Origin of the sequence: Corynebacterium sp. (genome assembly GCF_052107835.1) — a bacterium.
In the GTDB taxonomy this organism is placed as follows: Bacteria; Actinomycetota; Actinomycetes; order Mycobacteriales; family Mycobacteriaceae; genus Corynebacterium.
The window spans coordinates 73,643-88,818 of sequence record NZ_JBQEDF010000003.1 but is presented as its reverse complement, the minus strand read 5'-3'; the positions used below and the strand labels follow the sequence as shown (position 1 = coordinate 88,818).

12 protein-coding genes are annotated in these 15,176 nt (G+C 66.9%); 7 read left to right on the top strand and 5 right to left on the bottom strand.

What is annotated here, in order from left to right:
* Positions 1 to 20: 20 nt before the first annotated feature.
* The 5 genes from purQ to ACTIL2_RS01395 all read right to left on the bottom strand — a co-directional run bounded on the left by purQ (position 21) and on the right by ACTIL2_RS01395 (position 5,657).
* On the bottom strand, positions 21 to 692 hold the full coding sequence (gene purQ / locus ACTIL2_RS01415; RefSeq protein WP_442335658.1) for a phosphoribosylformylglycinamidine synthase subunit PurQ: 672 nt from the start codon (positions 690 to 692) through the stop codon (positions 21 to 23).
* Positions 689 to 934 carry a phosphoribosylformylglycinamidine synthase subunit PurS gene (purS, locus tag ACTIL2_RS01410; protein WP_442335657.1) on the bottom strand — a complete coding sequence of 82 codons (246 nt, stop codon included), beginning with the start codon at positions 932 to 934 and terminating at the stop codon, positions 689 to 691. Before purS ends, purQ begins: the two co-directional genes overlap by 4 nt.
* 89 nt (positions 935 to 1,023) lie before the next feature.
* Positions 1,024 to 2,451 carry a cation:dicarboxylate symporter family transporter gene (locus ACTIL2_RS01405; protein WP_442335656.1) on the bottom strand — a complete coding sequence of 476 codons (1,428 nt, stop codon included), beginning with the start codon at positions 2,449 to 2,451 and terminating at the stop codon, positions 1,024 to 1,026.
* 131 nt (positions 2,452 to 2,582) lie between these two features.
* The gene (locus ACTIL2_RS01400) at positions 2,583 to 4,733 is read right to left on the bottom strand and encodes a S9 family peptidase (RefSeq protein WP_442335655.1); all 2,151 of its coding nucleotides are present in this window, start codon (positions 4,731 to 4,733) and stop codon (positions 2,583 to 2,585) included.
* A gap of 24 nt (positions 4,734 to 4,757) precedes the next feature.
* Positions 4,758 to 5,657, bottom strand: coding sequence for a phosphoribosylaminoimidazolesuccinocarboxamide synthase (locus ACTIL2_RS01395; RefSeq protein ID WP_442335681.1), 900 nt, complete (start codon positions 5,655 to 5,657; stop codon positions 4,758 to 4,760).
* A 190-nt stretch (positions 5,658 to 5,847) separates the two neighbouring features.
* Here ACTIL2_RS01395 and ACTIL2_RS01390 point away from each other — a divergent pair, with 190 nt between their 5' ends.
* The 7 genes from ACTIL2_RS01390 to ACTIL2_RS01360 all read left to right on the top strand — a co-directional run bounded on the left by ACTIL2_RS01390 (position 5,848) and on the right by ACTIL2_RS01360 (position 15,046).
* The gene (locus ACTIL2_RS01390; RefSeq protein ID WP_442335654.1) at positions 5,848 to 7,488 is read left to right on the top strand and encodes a peptide ABC transporter substrate-binding protein; all 1,641 of its coding nucleotides are present in this window, start codon (positions 5,848 to 5,850) and stop codon (positions 7,486 to 7,488) included.
* 3 nt (positions 7,489 to 7,491) lie between these two features.
* A complete protein-coding gene (locus ACTIL2_RS01385) occupies positions 7,492 to 8,418 on the top strand; it encodes an ABC transporter permease (protein ID WP_442335653.1) in 927 nt (308 codons plus the stop codon).
* Positions 8,411 to 9,361, top strand: a complete 951-nt coding sequence (locus ACTIL2_RS01380; protein ID WP_442335652.1) for an ABC transporter permease — start codon at positions 8,411 to 8,413, stop codon at positions 9,359 to 9,361. The genes ACTIL2_RS01385 and ACTIL2_RS01380 overlap by 8 nt, the downstream gene beginning before the upstream one ends.
* Entirely contained in the window at positions 9,358 to 11,034 is a 1,677-nt protein-coding gene (locus ACTIL2_RS01375) for a dipeptide ABC transporter ATP-binding protein (RefSeq protein WP_442335651.1), read from the top strand. The genes ACTIL2_RS01380 and ACTIL2_RS01375 overlap by 4 nt, the downstream gene beginning before the upstream one ends.
* A gap of 401 nt (positions 11,035 to 11,435) precedes the next feature.
* Positions 11,436 to 12,938, top strand: coding sequence for a 2-methylcitrate dehydratase PrpD (gene prpD / locus ACTIL2_RS01370; RefSeq protein WP_442335650.1), 1,503 nt, complete (start codon positions 11,436 to 11,438; stop codon positions 12,936 to 12,938).
* On the top strand, positions 12,939 to 13,853 hold the full coding sequence (prpB, locus tag ACTIL2_RS01365) for a methylisocitrate lyase (protein WP_442335649.1): 915 nt from the start codon (positions 12,939 to 12,941) through the stop codon (positions 13,851 to 13,853).
* Between the two features lie 35 nt (positions 13,854 to 13,888).
* Positions 13,889 to 15,046 carry a bifunctional 2-methylcitrate synthase/citrate synthase gene (locus tag ACTIL2_RS01360; RefSeq protein WP_442335648.1) on the top strand — a complete coding sequence of 386 codons (1,158 nt, stop codon included), beginning with the start codon at positions 13,889 to 13,891 and terminating at the stop codon, positions 15,044 to 15,046.
* Positions 15,047 to 15,176: the final 130 nt, after the last annotated feature.

Sequence of the window (15,176 nt, the reverse complement as noted above, 5' to 3'; positions counted from 1 at the left end):
TTGTTTCCTACTATCCGGGATCAGGCGGCGACAGAACCGACGGCGGACAGGAACAGTTCCAGGCCGTCCAGCGACGGCCCGGTCAGTGTTTCCACGGCGTGCTCCGGGTGCGGCATCAGGCCGACCACGCGGCCGTTCGCGGAACTCACCCCGGCGATGCCGTTGGCGGAGCCGTTGAAGTTGTCGGTGTAGCGGAAGACCACCCGGCCCTCCGCCTCGAGCTCGGCCACGGTCTCGGCCGACGCCTGGAAACGCCCCTCCCCGTGCTTGGACGGGACCAGGATCCGCTGGCCCGGGTTGAACACCGACGTCCACGCGGTATCGGCGTTGACGACCTCAAGGTAGGTGTCCACGCAGTGGAAGTGCAGGCCCTGGTTCCGGGTCAGGGCACCGGGCAGCAACCCGGACTCGGTGAGGATCTGGAAGCCGTTGCAGATGCCCAGCACGGGCAGTCCGTCCTGCGCCTTCTCCACCACGGACCGCACCACGGGCGCCTGGGCGGCGATCGCCCCGGAGCGCAGGTAGTCGCCGTAGGAGAACCCACCGGGTACGACGACGGCGTCCACGTCCTTCAGGTCGGCGTCGGCGTGCCACAGCTCGACGGCCTCGGCGCCGGCGATCCGCACGGCGCGGGCGGCGTCCACGTCATCGAGGGTGCCGGGGAAGGTGATGACCCCGATACGCGCGCTCACTCGGCGACCTCGACGGAGAGGACCTCGTAGTCCTCGATCACGGTGTTGGCGAGCAGGGTCGAGGCAACCCGGTCGAGGTCCCCGGAGGTGACGCTGTCGTCGACCTCCAGCTCGAAGCGCTTGCCCTGGCGGACATCGCTGACGCCTGTGACGCCGATGCGTCCCAGTGCTCGGACGACGGCCTGGCCCTGGGGGTCCAGGATCTCCGCCTTGGGCATGACATTGACTACGACTCGGGCCACGGGATTCCTCTTGTGATCGCTTCGGTTAGCTGCGTTCGCCGGTGCTTGCTTACCCGCACAACCTTACCGCGTGGGCCGGACGGCGCGAACTACGGCTTCCATACATCCGTCTGGGGATCCTGCACCGCGGGCTGCGGGTTCGCCCCCACCGGCTCAACAGGGGCGTCGTCATCGTCCGCGGTGTACTCGAAGTGCACCTTCTGGTCGAGCACGGCCCGGGCCTGGTCAATGTCCAGCGAGTTCGTCCACTTCCCGACCAGGAAGGTCGCCACGGCATTGCCCGTGTAGTTGGTCAACGACCTCGCCTCGGACATGAACTTGTCGATGCCCTGAATGGTGCTGACCCCGGCGAGCAGGTCCGGGCGCTGTGCCTGCAGTCCCACCGCCAGCGTCGCGAGCCCCGCGCCGGACACCCCGGCGGCGCCCTTGGAGGCGATGATCATGAACACGAGCATCCCGACCTGCTCACCGATGTTCATCGGGATGTGCATCGCATCGGAGATGAAGATGGCGGCCATCGTGAGGTAGATCGCCGTTCCGTCCAGGTTGAAGGAGTAGCCCGTGGGAACCACGATGCCGACCGTCGGCTTGTCGACGCCGGCGAACTCCATCTTCTGCATCAACTGTGGCAGCGCCGACTCCGAGGACGAGGTACCGACGATGAGCAGGTACTCCTGTCCGAGGTACCGCAGCATCTTGAAGATGTTGAGTCCCGTCACGAGTTTGAGCATCGACCCGAGCACGATGACGATGAACAGTGCACAGGTGATCCAGAAGGCGACCATCAGGGTCAGCAGGTCCAGAATCGCCTTCGCCCCGGAATCGGCGATCAGCGCGGCCATCGCGCCGAAGGCCCCCACCGGTGCCATCCACAGGATCCACGACATGATCTTGAAGACGACCTTCTGCAGCAGTTCGATGCCGTACAGGCAGGGGCCGGCGACCTTGTTGGGCATCGACTGCAGGACAAAGCCGACCAGCAGCGCCACGAACAGTGCCTGGAGGATCGACCCTCCGGTCAACGCCGAAACGAGGGTGTCGGGAATGATCTCCTGCACGAAGCCGGCGACCCCGTCCGCGCCACCCTCCTCCGCGTCGTCGAGGATGTCGTCGACACCGCTCGTGTCGTTGCTGATGTGCAGGTTACCGCCGGGTTCGATGATGTTTCCGACGACCAGCCCGATGAACAGGGCGAAGGTGGACATGATGATGAAGTAGACCAGCGCCAGTCCGCCCGCCTTCCCGACGGTGGCCGCCTCACGGACATGGCCGATGCCGATGACGATGGTGCAGAAGATGACCACGGGGATGACCATGACGATTAGGTCAATGAACATGTCACCGAGGAACTTCACCTTAATGGCGGCGTCCGGTGCCACGACGCCGAAGATGACGCCGGCAACGACGGCGATGATGACACTGATGTAGAGCCAGTGGCTCGCTTTCGAGCTCTTCTTCTTCGGGGGTGTGGAGCCGCTTGTGGCGGTCGTCACACGAGGGGTGTGTGGATGAGTCATGCAAAAGCAAATTACGCCTGTTAGCTACATCACCCAAAACACAATGGTGCTGGTCAGCGCAACGCCGCCCCCGTTTACGGGTATTCGGCATTCACCCGAACGGGGTTAGCGCCGTTCACGTCAACCGGGGCCTACAGCAACTCCGTCGCACCCATCCGGTCGAGTTCCCAGGCGGTCTCGAAGGCCGCCTGGCGCCACTTCTCGTAGCGTCCGGACACCCCGCCGTGCCCGGAGGCCATGTCCGTCTTCAGCAGGAAATGCCCCTGCGAACCGTTCTCCCCGACGCCACCGGCGACCTCGCGCAGCTTCGCGATCCATTTCGTGGGCTCCACGTACAGCACGCGGGTGTCGTTCAGGCCGCTGACCGCCAGGATCGGCGGGTACGCCTGGGCACCCACGTTCTCGTACGGCGCGTACTCCGCCATGTAGTCGTAGACCTCCGGGTCGTGGTACGGATCGCCCCACTCCTCCCACTCAGTCACGGTCAGTGGGAGCTCCGGCATCAGGATCGAGGTCAGCGGGTCCACGAACGGAACCACCGCCTCGATACCGGCGAACCGGTCCGGAGCCATGTTCGCCACCGCGCCCATCAGCAGCCCGCCTGCGGATCCGCCCTCGGCCACCATCCGGTCCGGGGTCGTCAGCCCCGCGGCGATCAGGTCGTCCGCCACCGCGATGAAGTCGGTGAAGGTGTTCTTCTTCTGCAGTTCCTTGCCCTGCTCGTACCAGTTGCGGCCCATCTCCCCGCCGCCACGGACGTGCGCGACCACGTAAACCACGCCGCGGTCCAGCATGGACAGCCGGAACACCGAGAAGTACGGGTCCATGGACGCCTCGTAGGAGCCGTACCCGTAGAGCAGCACGGGGTTGACCTGCTCCAGCGGCACATCCGTCCGGCGGATCAGCGACACCGGGATCCGTGCCCCGTCGCCGGCCTCCACCCAGCGCCGCGAGGCGGTGTAGCGCGAGCGGTCGAAGTCCCCCAGCACGGTCTGCTCCTTGCGCAGCAGCCGTTCCCCGGTCGACAGGTCGATCTCCCACACCTGCGCCGGGGTCACGTAGCTGGTGTAGCTGAACCGCAGCACCGGCGACTCCCACTCGGAGTTGCCGACGGTGCCGGCCGAGTAGATCTCCTCGTCGAAATCGATGCGTTCGAACTCGCCCCAGCCGTCCCCCACGTCCATCAGAGCGAGCTTCTCAATGGCGTTCTCCCGGGTGGCGAGCACCAGGTGGTCGGCGAAGCAGTCCACGCCCTCGACGCGGACGTCCTCACGGTGCGGCACGACGACCTCGTAGGACGAACCGCTGCCGAACGACGCGATCGGCCCCACAGGCGCACGGCCCACCTCGCCGTTCGGCAGACCCTCCAGCTCCTCGCGGACCACCAGCCAGGCGTCCTCGCCGCCCACAACCACATGGTCAACGTCGTACTGGACATCCTTCTCTCGCGGCCTGATGCAGGTCAGCTCGTCTTCCGGGTCGCCGGCCAGATCCAGGTACCAGGTCTCCGCGGTGGTCTTCGACGCCGTCGACACGAGCAGGAACCGCTCGGACCGGGTCACCCCCACACCGGTCCAGTAGTGCTCGTCGTCCTCCCGGAACACGCACACGTCCTCGCCCTCGGGCGTGCCGATACGGTGACGCCAGATCTCGTGGGGACGCCACGCCTCATCCACCCGCTGGTAGAAGAGGTACTCGTCGCCGACCCAGGTGGCGCCGTAGGCGATGTTGTCGAGCCGGTCATCCAGCAGCACGCCGTTGACCAGGTCCCTGACCCGCAGGGTGAACCGCTCGTCACCGACGGTGTCCACAGAGTAGGCCAGCAGGGTGCCATCCAGCGTGACGCTCGCGGCCCCCAGGCTGAAGAACTCCTTGCCCTCCGCCAGGACGTTGCAGTCCAGCATGACCTCCTCGCGGGCCGCGGGTTCCCCGGCGACGATCTCCGGCGGGGTCCACGGATCCGACTCATCGACCGGGATGCGGCACATCGAGACATAGCTCCGGCCCTCGTGGGTCCGGGAGAAGTACCACCAGGCCCCCGAGCGGACCGGCACCGAGAGGTCGGTCTCCTGGATACGGGACTTCACCTCGGTGAAGACCGCGTCCTCCAGCGGCTTGATATCCGCGGTGTGCGCATCGGTGTAGGCGTTCTCCGCGGTGAGGTGGGCCAGCACCTCGGAGTTGTCCTTGTCCCGCAGCCACTCGTAGTCGTCAACGACCTCGCGGCCGTGGAAACTGCGGGTGATCGGGTGCTTCTTCGCTACCGGGGGTTCAACATGCATGGCTCACGATCGTAGCGCGGACTCTCAGATGCCGGAGCAGCTGCCGATCCAGTCGGCGAAACGGTTCCCGGAGATCCGCTCGTAGGCCTCCACGTAGCGCTCCCGGGTGGCCTCGACGATCTGGCCGGGCAGCTCCGGCGGAGGTGTCCCGGCGTCCTTGTCCCAGCCGGACTTCGGGCCGGTCAGCCAGTTGCGCACGTACTGCTTGTCGAAGCTCGGCTGGACCTTGCCCACCTCGTAGGAGTCCGCCGGCCAGTAGCGTGACGAGTCCGGGGTCAGGACCTCGTCCCCGAGGACGAGGTTGCCGTCCTCGTCGAGCCCGAACTCGAACTTCGTGTCGGCGAGGATGATCCCGTGCTCCGCGGCAATCCCCGCGGCCTGGGTGTAGATGGCGATGGACGCGTCGCGCAGCTCCTCCGCCTGCTCCTTACCCAGGTCACGGACAACGCGCTCGAAGGGGACGTTCTCGTCGTGGTCACCGATCTCCGCCTTCGTCGCCGGGGTGAAGATCGGCTCGGGCAGCTGTGACGCCTCGGTGAGCCCCTCCGGCAGAGCGACCCCGCACACCGCACCGTTCCCCCGGTACTCCTTGAGCCCGGATCCGGTCAGGTACCCGCGCACCACGCACTCGAACGGGAGCATCTCCAGCTTGCGGCAGACCTGTGCCCGCCCCAGCACGCTCTCGGGGATGCGCCCGTCATCCGCCGTACCCGCCAGGTGGTTCGGGAAGTCGAGGGCATCGAAGAAGAAGTCGCTCATCGCGGTGAGGACGCGGCCCTTGTCCGGGATCGGGGAGTCCAGGATGAAGTCGTAGGCCGAGATACGGTCGGTGGCCACCATGAGCAGCGTATCCCCGTCGATCTCGTAGATCTCCCGGACCTTCCCCGCGGAGAAGTGGGTGTAATCGGACAGGTCAGGACGCATCTGTTGCATGGCCTGCAGAGTCTAGCCCGCACGTGGCGCGAAAGCCACGGAGCAGTGTCGTCCCCGGACTGAGCACTTCGGCGCAACGTGACCGAAACGCCGATTTTCCATAACCGACTTTTGTATCGTGTGGAATCAGAACTTCCGGTCCTCTCCGGTCGACACTGCCCACCCATGAAAGTGCGTTTCAATGAGAATCCGACCCCAGCCGGGCCGAGCGCTGGCGGCGACCCTCACCGGGCTCGCCCTGGCCGTCACGGCGACGGCGTGTGTACCGGACCGGGACGACATCCCGTCCGACTACATCACCTTCTTCGGCGGCGAACCACAGAACTCGCTGATCCCGACGAACACCAACGAAATCAACGGCGGAGAGGCCCTCCGGGCCCTGTTCACCGGCCTCGTCGCGTACTCGGAGGACGGCGAACCCTACAACGCCGTCGCCGAGGACATCGAGCCGAACGAGGACTCCTCCAGCTTCGACATCACCCTCAAGGACGGCTGGGAGTTCACCAACGATGAGCCCGTGACGTCCAGCAACTTCATCGATGCCTGGAACTACGGGGCAACCTCCGCGAACGCCCAGCTCGGCGCCGACTTCTTCTCGGCGATCGAGGGCTACGACGACGTCGCCGCCGAGGGGGCTTCCGCTACAGAGATGTCCGGCCTGACCGAAATCAGCGACACCGAGTTCACCGTCGACCTGTCCGAGCCGGACGCGTCGTTCCCCACGCAGCTCGGCTACTACGCCTTCGCGCCACTCCCCGAGGTCGCCTTCGAGGACATGGACGCCTTCGGCGAGAACCCCATCGGCAACGGCCCCTACGAGATGGACGGCGACGACGCCTGGCAGCACAACGTGTCGATCCAGCTGAAAGCCAACCCCGACTACAACGGGGAGGACAAGCCCCAGAATCCGGGCATCGCGTTCAAGGCCTACTCCGACCTGTCCACCGCCTACGCTGACCTGCAGTCCGGCGACCTGGACCACATGCGTGAGGACGTCGGCCCCAACGCCTACCCGAGTTACCGCGCCGACTTCCCGGACAGCAACGACGACAAGCCCTACGCGGCCATCCAGAACTTCACCATCCCCGAGGACCTCCCCGGCTTCCAGACCGACGAGGAGGGACGCCTGCGCCGCGCCGCGATCTCCATGGCCATCGACCGGGAGACCATCATCGAGAAGGTCTACTTCAATTCCCGGCGCATCGCGGAGGACTTCGGTGCCCCCACACTCGAGGGCGGCATCGCCGACATCCCCGGCAAGGACGTCCTGACCTACCAGCCCGAGAAGGCCCGCGAACTGTGGGAGAAAGCCAACGAGATCAGGCCCTACAGCGGGGACTCCTTCCAGATCGCCTACAACGGGGACGGAGGTCACGAGCAGTGGATCGAGGCCGTGACCAACAGCATCCGGCAGACCCTGGACATCCCGTCCTCCGGCAAGTCCTACCCGACCTTCCAGGGGGTGCGGGACGCCGTGGTGAACAAGACCGTCGGCGGCGCGTTCCGCTCCGGCTGGAACGCCGACTACCCGTCGATCTCCTCGTTCCTGGTGTCCAACTACCGGACCGGCGGCGGCTCCAACGACGGCGAGTACTCCAACCCCGAGTTCGATGACCTGCTCGCCGACGCGGCGTCCTCCCCGGACTCGGCGGCGGCGCAGCCGTACTTCGACCAGGCCCAGGAGGTTCTGATGCAGGACCTGCCGCAGATCCCGCTGTGGTACTACGCGGCGTCCACCGCCTGGAACCCCGACCTGGAGAACGTGCACACGAACTGGCAGGGCATGCCTGTCTACACCGAGATCACGAAGGACGGTGAGTGACCCGTGGCCTGGTACCTCGGCAAGAGACTCCTCCAACTGATTCCCGTGTTCTTCGGGGCGACCTTCCTCATCTACGCGATGGTCTTCCTGATGCCCGGCGACCCCGTCCTGGCCCTGGCCGGCGACAAGGCCGCGGAGCCCGCCGTCCTGGACCAGATCCGGGCGGACTACAACCTGGACAAGCCGTTCATCGTCCAGTACCTGCTCTTCCTCGGCGGTTTCTTCACCGGGGACATGGGCAACACCTTCTCCGGCAGACCGGTCACCGAGGTCCTCGGGGAGGCGTTCCCGATCACCATCCGGCTGGCGATCATGGCGCTGGTCATCGAGGCGGTGCTCGGCATCGCCTTCGGCCTGGTCGCCGGGCTGAAGAAGGGCTCCGTCTTCGATTCGACCCTGCTGGTCGTCTCGCTGGTGATCATCGCCGTACCGACCTTCGTCATCGGTTTCGTCGGCCAGTTCCTCTTCGGCATCCAGTGGGGTGTCGTCCCACCGACGGTCGGCTCCGACGGTTCCTTCGGCAGACTCCTGCTCCCCGCCATCGTCCTGGGGCTGGTGTCCTTCGCCTACGTCCTGAGACTCACCCGCTCGGAGGTCGCGGAGAACCTGCGCGCCGACTTCGTGCGCACCGCCTCAGCCCGGGGGCTGTCCCGGTGGCACGTGATCCGCGACCACGTCCTTCGCAATTCACTGATCCCCGTGGTGACCTTCCTCGGCGCCGACCTCGCCGTCCTCATGGGCGGGGCGATCGTCACCGAGGGCATCTTCAACATCCACGGTGTCGGCGGACTGATCTTCCAGTCCGTCAGCATCGGCGAGGCACCCACCGTCGTCAGCGTGGTCACCGTCCTGGTGGTCATCTTCGTGGTGGCGAACATTGTCATCGACCTGCTCTACGCCCTGCTCGACCCGAGGATCCGATATGCCTGACACCACCGACCCCACCAACCGCAACCAACGCTGGGTCGCCGAGGTCGAGACCGAGGACGTCCTGACCCGCGACCAGCTGCTCCCCGACAAGGCCCCCGCCGGCTTCTGGGGCACCGCCTGGCGCAACCTGCGCCGCCGGCCGATGTTCTGGGTGTCGGTCGTGATCATCCTCGCGGTCCTGGCCATCACCGTGGCCCCCGGCCTGTTCACCGGCACCGACCCGACCACCGCCACCCTCGAGGACTCGCTCGAGCCGGCCCGGGACGGCCACCCCTTCGGCTTCACCCAGCAGGGCTACGACGTCTACGCGCGCACCATCCACGGCGCCCAGGCGTCGGTGGTCACCGGGGTGTTCACCACATTGGTCGTCGCGATCCTCGGCATCGTCGTCGGTGCCCTCGCCGGCTACCTCGGAGGATGGGTCGACGCCGTCCTGTCCCGGCTCACCGACATCTTCTTCGCCGTCCCGCTGCTGCTCGCCGCCATCGTGCTGATGCAGGTCTTCGACGTGCGGAACGTCTGGACGGTGGTCCTGGTGCTCTCCGCCTTCGGCTGGCCCCAGATGGCCCGCATGGTCCGCGGGGCGGTGCTGCAGGCGAAGAACAACGAGTACGTCGCCGCGTCCCGCGCCCTGGGACTGTCACGGACCGGGACCCTGGTCCGGCACATCCTGCCGAACTGCCTGGCGCCGATCATCGTGATGATGACCACCAACCTCGGCATCTACATCGTCGCCGAGGCGACACTGTCCTACCTGGGTGTCGGCCTGCCGCCGGACACCGTGTCCTGGGGCAATGACATCTCCGCCGCGCAGGACGTTCTGCGTATCGACCCGGAGATCCTGTTCTACCCGGCCGGTGCCCTGGCGATCACCGTCCTGGGATTCATCCTGCTGGGCGACACACTCAAGGACGCCCTCGACCCGAAGGAGCGCACCCGATGAACGACGCCCCCCTGCTCTCGATGCGCGGTGTCGACCTCGCCTTCGGCACCCGCAAGCAACCCCTGCCCACCGTCTCCGGACTCGACCTGGACGTCCACCCCGGCGAGACCGTGGCCGTGGTCGGCGAATCCGGCTCCGGCAAATCCACCACGGCGATGAGCATCATGGGCCTGATGCCCGCCTCCGGCCACGTCACCGCCGGGACCATCACCTTCGACGGCGAGGACATCACCCACGCGTCGCCCACCCGGTTCACCCAACTGCGCGGCAAGGAGATCGGGCTGGTCCCCCAGGACCCGATGAGCAACCTGAACCCGGTGTGGACGATCGGCCATCACATCAAGGAGGCGCTGAAGGCCAACAACATCGCCGCCGGCTCCGACGCCCACTCCCGGGCGATCGAGCTGATGGAGGAGGCCGGTCTGCCGGACGCCTCCCGGCGAATCGGCCAGTACCCGCACCAGTTCTCCGGTGGAATGCGCCAGCGCGCGCTGATCGCCTGCGGCCTGGCTGCGCGTCCCCGGCTCCTCATCGCCGACGAGCCGACGTCCGCCCTGGACGTCACCGTGCAGCGCCAGATCCTCGACCATCTCGAGGGACTGACCAGGAAACTGGGGACCGCCGTCCTGCTGATCACCCACGACCTGGGTCTCGCCGCCGAGCGCGCCCAACGCATCGTGGTGATGAGCCAGGGACAGGTGGTCGAGTCCGGACCGGCCCTGGACATCCTCCAGGATCCGTGGCACCCGTACACCAAGAAGCTCGTGGCCGCCGCGCCGTCCGTCGCGGCGCGGCGTGCGGACCGGCAGGTGGCGGTCACGGAATCCCCTGGGGCCGTCGGGACCGCTGACGCCGCTGAACCCGCGTCGTCCGATCCCCTGATCGCGGTCGAGAACCTCACCAGGGTCTTCCAGGTGCCCGGCGACAGGCCATGGCGCAAGACCGACTTCACCGCCGCCGAGGACGTCAGTTTCTCCCTGCCCCGGGGCCACACCCTCGCCCTGGTCGGCGAGTCCGGTTCGGGCAAGTCCACGGTCGCCCAGATGGTCCTCGGTCTGCTGGAACCGACCAGTGGTCGCGTCCTGTTCGACGGCGCGGACGTCACCGGTCTCGGCACCAAGGACGAGCTGGCGTTCCGCCGACGCGTCCAGCCGGTGTTCCAGAACCCCTACGGGTCGGTCGACCCGATGTACTCCGTGTTCAACACCATCGCCGAGCCGCTGCGGATCCACGGGGCGGGATCAAGGAAGGAGCGTGAGAAGCGGGTGCGTGACCTGCTGGACATGGTCGCCATGCCCCAGTCGATGCTCACCCGCTTCCCCGGCGAACTGTCCGGCGGTCAGCGCCAGCGCGTGGCCATCGCCAGGGCGCTGGCGCTGGGGCCGGACGCACTGATCCTCGACGAGGCGGTCAGCGCGCTCGATGTGCTGGTGCAGTCGCAGGTCCTGGACCTGCTCAATGAACTGCAGCGGGAGATGGACCTGACGTACCTGTTCATCACCCACGATCTCGCGGTGGTCAAACAGATCGCCGACGAGACACTGGTGATGCAGCACGGCAGGATCGTCGAGCGGGGCGGGACGGACGCGTTGTTCGACCACCCGGAGCAGGAGTACACCCGTCATCTGCTCGAATCGATCCCGGGAGGGGCAATCCCGCTGCACCAGGGGTAATCGCGGAAGGACAGGACGCACCGCCGTCCGGGCCCCGGGGATCCGCCTGCCCCGGCGGACTCGAACCACCCCCGCGGAAACGCTCGGCGGACGGTCCACGGATACTCACCGGGGGAGGGCTCCGGCATCCGGGGGAATGTCGTGGACGGTTTCCCGAAACCGCAGATAGCCGGTGGTTGGACCACAGCGGCCATGCTCCGGGTGCCCGGCACCCCACGAGGCTGCATCCCCACCCCCGTCGATTCAAGAAACAAACAACTTCCGGACGACGAGATGGCATAGTGGTCACCACAACAGCCTGTGTCTTCGGTCACAGCCGAAGTTCCCACGTAACTCCGGTCACCGGCATCACGGGCGTGTACACCAGCCAGCTCAACGCCTACCCCTAGGAGACCCACGCAGTGGAGAAGCACAACGTCCGCGTCCACCCCTCAGCGGAGGACTTCCCGCAGAAGGAGCACCTCGCCTGGAAGATCGCCGAAATCGCGGCTGATCCGGTGGCCGTGCCCGCAGACTCCGCCGACATGGCGGTCAACCGCATCATCGACAACGCGTCCGTCGCCGTCGCCTCGGTCCTCCGCCGCCCGCCGTCGACCGCGCGCTCCCAGGCCCTGAGCCACCCCTACTCCCCCGGTTCCACCGTCTTCGGCGTCCCCGGCACCTACTCCCCGGAGTGGGCCGCCCTGGCCAACGGCACGGCCGTGCGTGAACTGGACTTCCACGACACCTTCCTCGCCGCCGAGTACTCCCACCCCGGCGACAACATCCCGCCGATCCTGGCGACCGCCCAGCACAAGGGTCTGGGCGGCGCCGAGCTGGTCCGCGGCATCGTCACCGGCTACGAGGTCCAGGTCGACCTGGTCAAGGGCATCTGCCTGCACGAGCACAAGATCGACCACGTCGCCCACCTCGGCCCGTCGGTCGCCGCCGGCATCGGCACGCAGCTCGGCCTCGACACCGAGACCATCTACCAGGCCATCGGCCAGGCACTGCACACCACCACGGCCACCCGCCAGTCGCGCAAGGGTCTGATCAGCTCCTGGAAGGCCTTCGCCCCCGCCTTCGCCGGCAAGATGGCCATCGAGTCCGTCGACCGTGCGATGCGCGGCGAGGGAGCCCCCGCACCCATCTGGGAGGGTGAGGACGGCTTCATCGCCTGGATGCTCGACGGCAAGGACGCGTCCTACACCGTGCCGCTGCCCGGCGCGGGCGAGGAGAAGCGCGGCATCCTGGACACCTACACCAAGGAGCACTCCGCGGAGTACCAGTCCCAGGCCCCGATCGACCTGGCGCGCCGCATAGGCAGGCAGATCAGCGACAAGTCGCAGATCGAGTCCATCGTCCTGCACACCAGCCACCACACCCACTACGTGATCGGCACCGGCGCGAACGACCCGCAGAAGTTCGACCCGGACGCCTCCCGCGAGACCCTGGACCACTCGGTGATGTACATCTTCGCCGTGGCACTGGAGGACGGCGAGTGGCACCACGAGCGCAGCTACTCCCCCGAGCGCGCCCACCGTCCCGAGACCATCGAGCTGTGGAACAAGATCACCACCGTCGAGGACCCGGAGTGGACCCGCCGCTACCACTCCACCGACCCGGCCGAGAAGGCCTTCGGCGCCAAGGCCGTCATCACCCTCAGGGACGGCACCGTCCTGGAGGACGAGCTGGCCGTCGCCGACGCCCACCCCCTGGGCGCCCACCCCTTCACCCGGGACCAGTACATCAACAAGTTCCGCACCCTGGCGGAGGGCCTGGTCGACGACAAGGAGCAGGACCGCTTCCTGGAGGCCGCCCAGAACACCCTGTCGCTGGGCGCCGGCGAGCTCAACCAGCTCACCGTCACCTTCTCCGAGGACGTCCTGGCCACGGCCCCGACGATCAACGGGGGGCTGTTCTAGATGGCCGGCCTCTTCTCCAGCAACGTCACCCCCACCGACCGCCGTCAGGCGTTCCGCGAGTCCCTGGCGTCCTCCTCGATCACCCGGCTGCCCGGCGCATTCTCGCCGCTGGTGGCCCGGGCGATCCAGGAGAAGGGGTTCGAGGGCGTGTACGTCTCCGGCGCCGTCGTCGCCGCGGACCTGGCCCTGCCGGACATCGGACTGACCACGCTCACCGAGGTCGCCGGACGGTCGCGCCAGATCGCCCGGTCCACCGACCTGCCCGTACTCGTCGACGCGGACACCGGATTCGGTGAACCGATGTCGGCGGCCCGCACCATCTCCGAGCTCGAGGACGTCGGAGTCGCCGGCTGCCACCTGGAGGACCAGGTCAACCCGAAGCGCTGCGGCCACCTCGACGGCAAAGAGGTCGTGCCGACCGAGCTGATGCTCCGCCGCATCACCGCAGGGGTCAAGGAGCGCCGGGACGACTCGTTCGTCATCTGCGCCCGGACCGACGCCGCCGGAGTCGAGGGCATCGACTCCGCCATCGAGCGGGCGAAGGCCTACGCCGACGCCGGTGCCGACCTGATCTTCACCGAGGCACTGCACACCCCGGAGGACTTCGAGAGGTTCCGCGCGGCGGTGGACATCCCCCTGCTGGCGAACATGACCGAATTCGGCAAGTCCCAGCTGCTTCCCGCGAAGCAGCTGGAGGACATCGGCTTCAACGCCGTGATCTACCCGGTCACCACCCTGCGCGTGGCCATGGGTCAGGTCGAGGAGGCGCTCGGCGACATCGCCGACACCGGCACCCAGTCCGAATGGCTCGACCGCATGCAGCACCGCTCACGGCTCTACGAACTGCTCCGCTACAACGAGTACAACGCCTTCGACCAGGGCGTGTTCACCTACACCCGCCCCGACGCCGAGTAGTCCCGGCGACACCACACACTGAAAGGACTTCAACCATGAGTGAGAACACCGAGATCCGCAAAGGCCTCAACGGCGTCGTCGTCGACGAGACCGCCGTGTCCAAGGTCAACCCGGAGACCAACTCCCTGACCTACCGCGGCTACCCCGTCCAGGAGCTCGTGGAGCACTGCAGCTTCGAGGACGTCGCCTACCTCCTGTGGAACAAGGAACTCCCCTCCTGGCGCGAGTTCCAGGAGTTCGGCCAGCGTGAGCGCGCGCTGCGTCCCCTCACCCGCGGCCTGCTCGACCTGATCAACTCCCTGCCGAAGACCGCCCACCCCATGGACGTGGTCCGTACCGCGATCAGCTGGCTCGGCACGCAGGACGTCACCAACGAGGACAGCAGCGCCGACACCGTGCGCCGTACCGGGGTGAGCCTGCTGGCGAAGCTGCCGGGGATCGTCGCCTACGACATGCGTCGCCGCCACGACCTGGAGTTCATCCCGCCGTCACGCACCCGCGGGATCGCGTCGAACTTCCTGTACATGTGCTTCGGTGACGGCCCGGACTCCCCGGCGAACAACATGGACGACGTCAAGGCCTTCGACGAGTCCCTGATCCTCTACGCCGAGCACTCCTTCAATGCCTCCACCTTCACCGGACGCGTGATCACCTCCACCACCGCGGACGTGTACTCGGCGGTCACCGGTGCCGTCGGCGCACTGAAGGGTGCCCTGCACGGTGGTGCGAACGAAGCCGTGATGCACAACTTCCTCGAGGTCGACGACCCCGCCAAGGCCAAGGAATGGGTCCTGGACAAGGCCGCGAACAAGCAGAAGATCATGGGCTTCGGCCACCGCGTCTACAAGAAGGGCGACTCGCGTGTGCCCTCCATGGAGGCCGCCATGCGCCGGACCGCCCACAACCACGACGGCGACAAATGGGTCCAGATGTACGACAACATGCAGGCCGCCATGGAGGAGCGGACCGGCATCCTGCCGAACCTGGACTTCCCCGCCGGCCCGACCTACTACATGATGGGCATCGACATCCCGTTCTTCACGCCCATCTTCGTGATGTCGCGTGTCGTCGGCTGGACCGCCCACATCGTGGAGCAGAACGAGAACAACGCCCTCATCCGCCCACTGTCGGCCTACAGCGGCGAACCTCAGCGCTCGGTGGCGGAGCAGACCGACGCCACCGGGCACCGCTGACCCACACCCTCACTTCCCTTCCCTGACCAGCGCGAGCGCTGTGCGGTTCACCCCCCCGCACGGCGCTCGCGCTGCCTGGTTAACTACCCAAAACAACTGTGAAGGTATCCTGGTTAGCACCCACGTACCT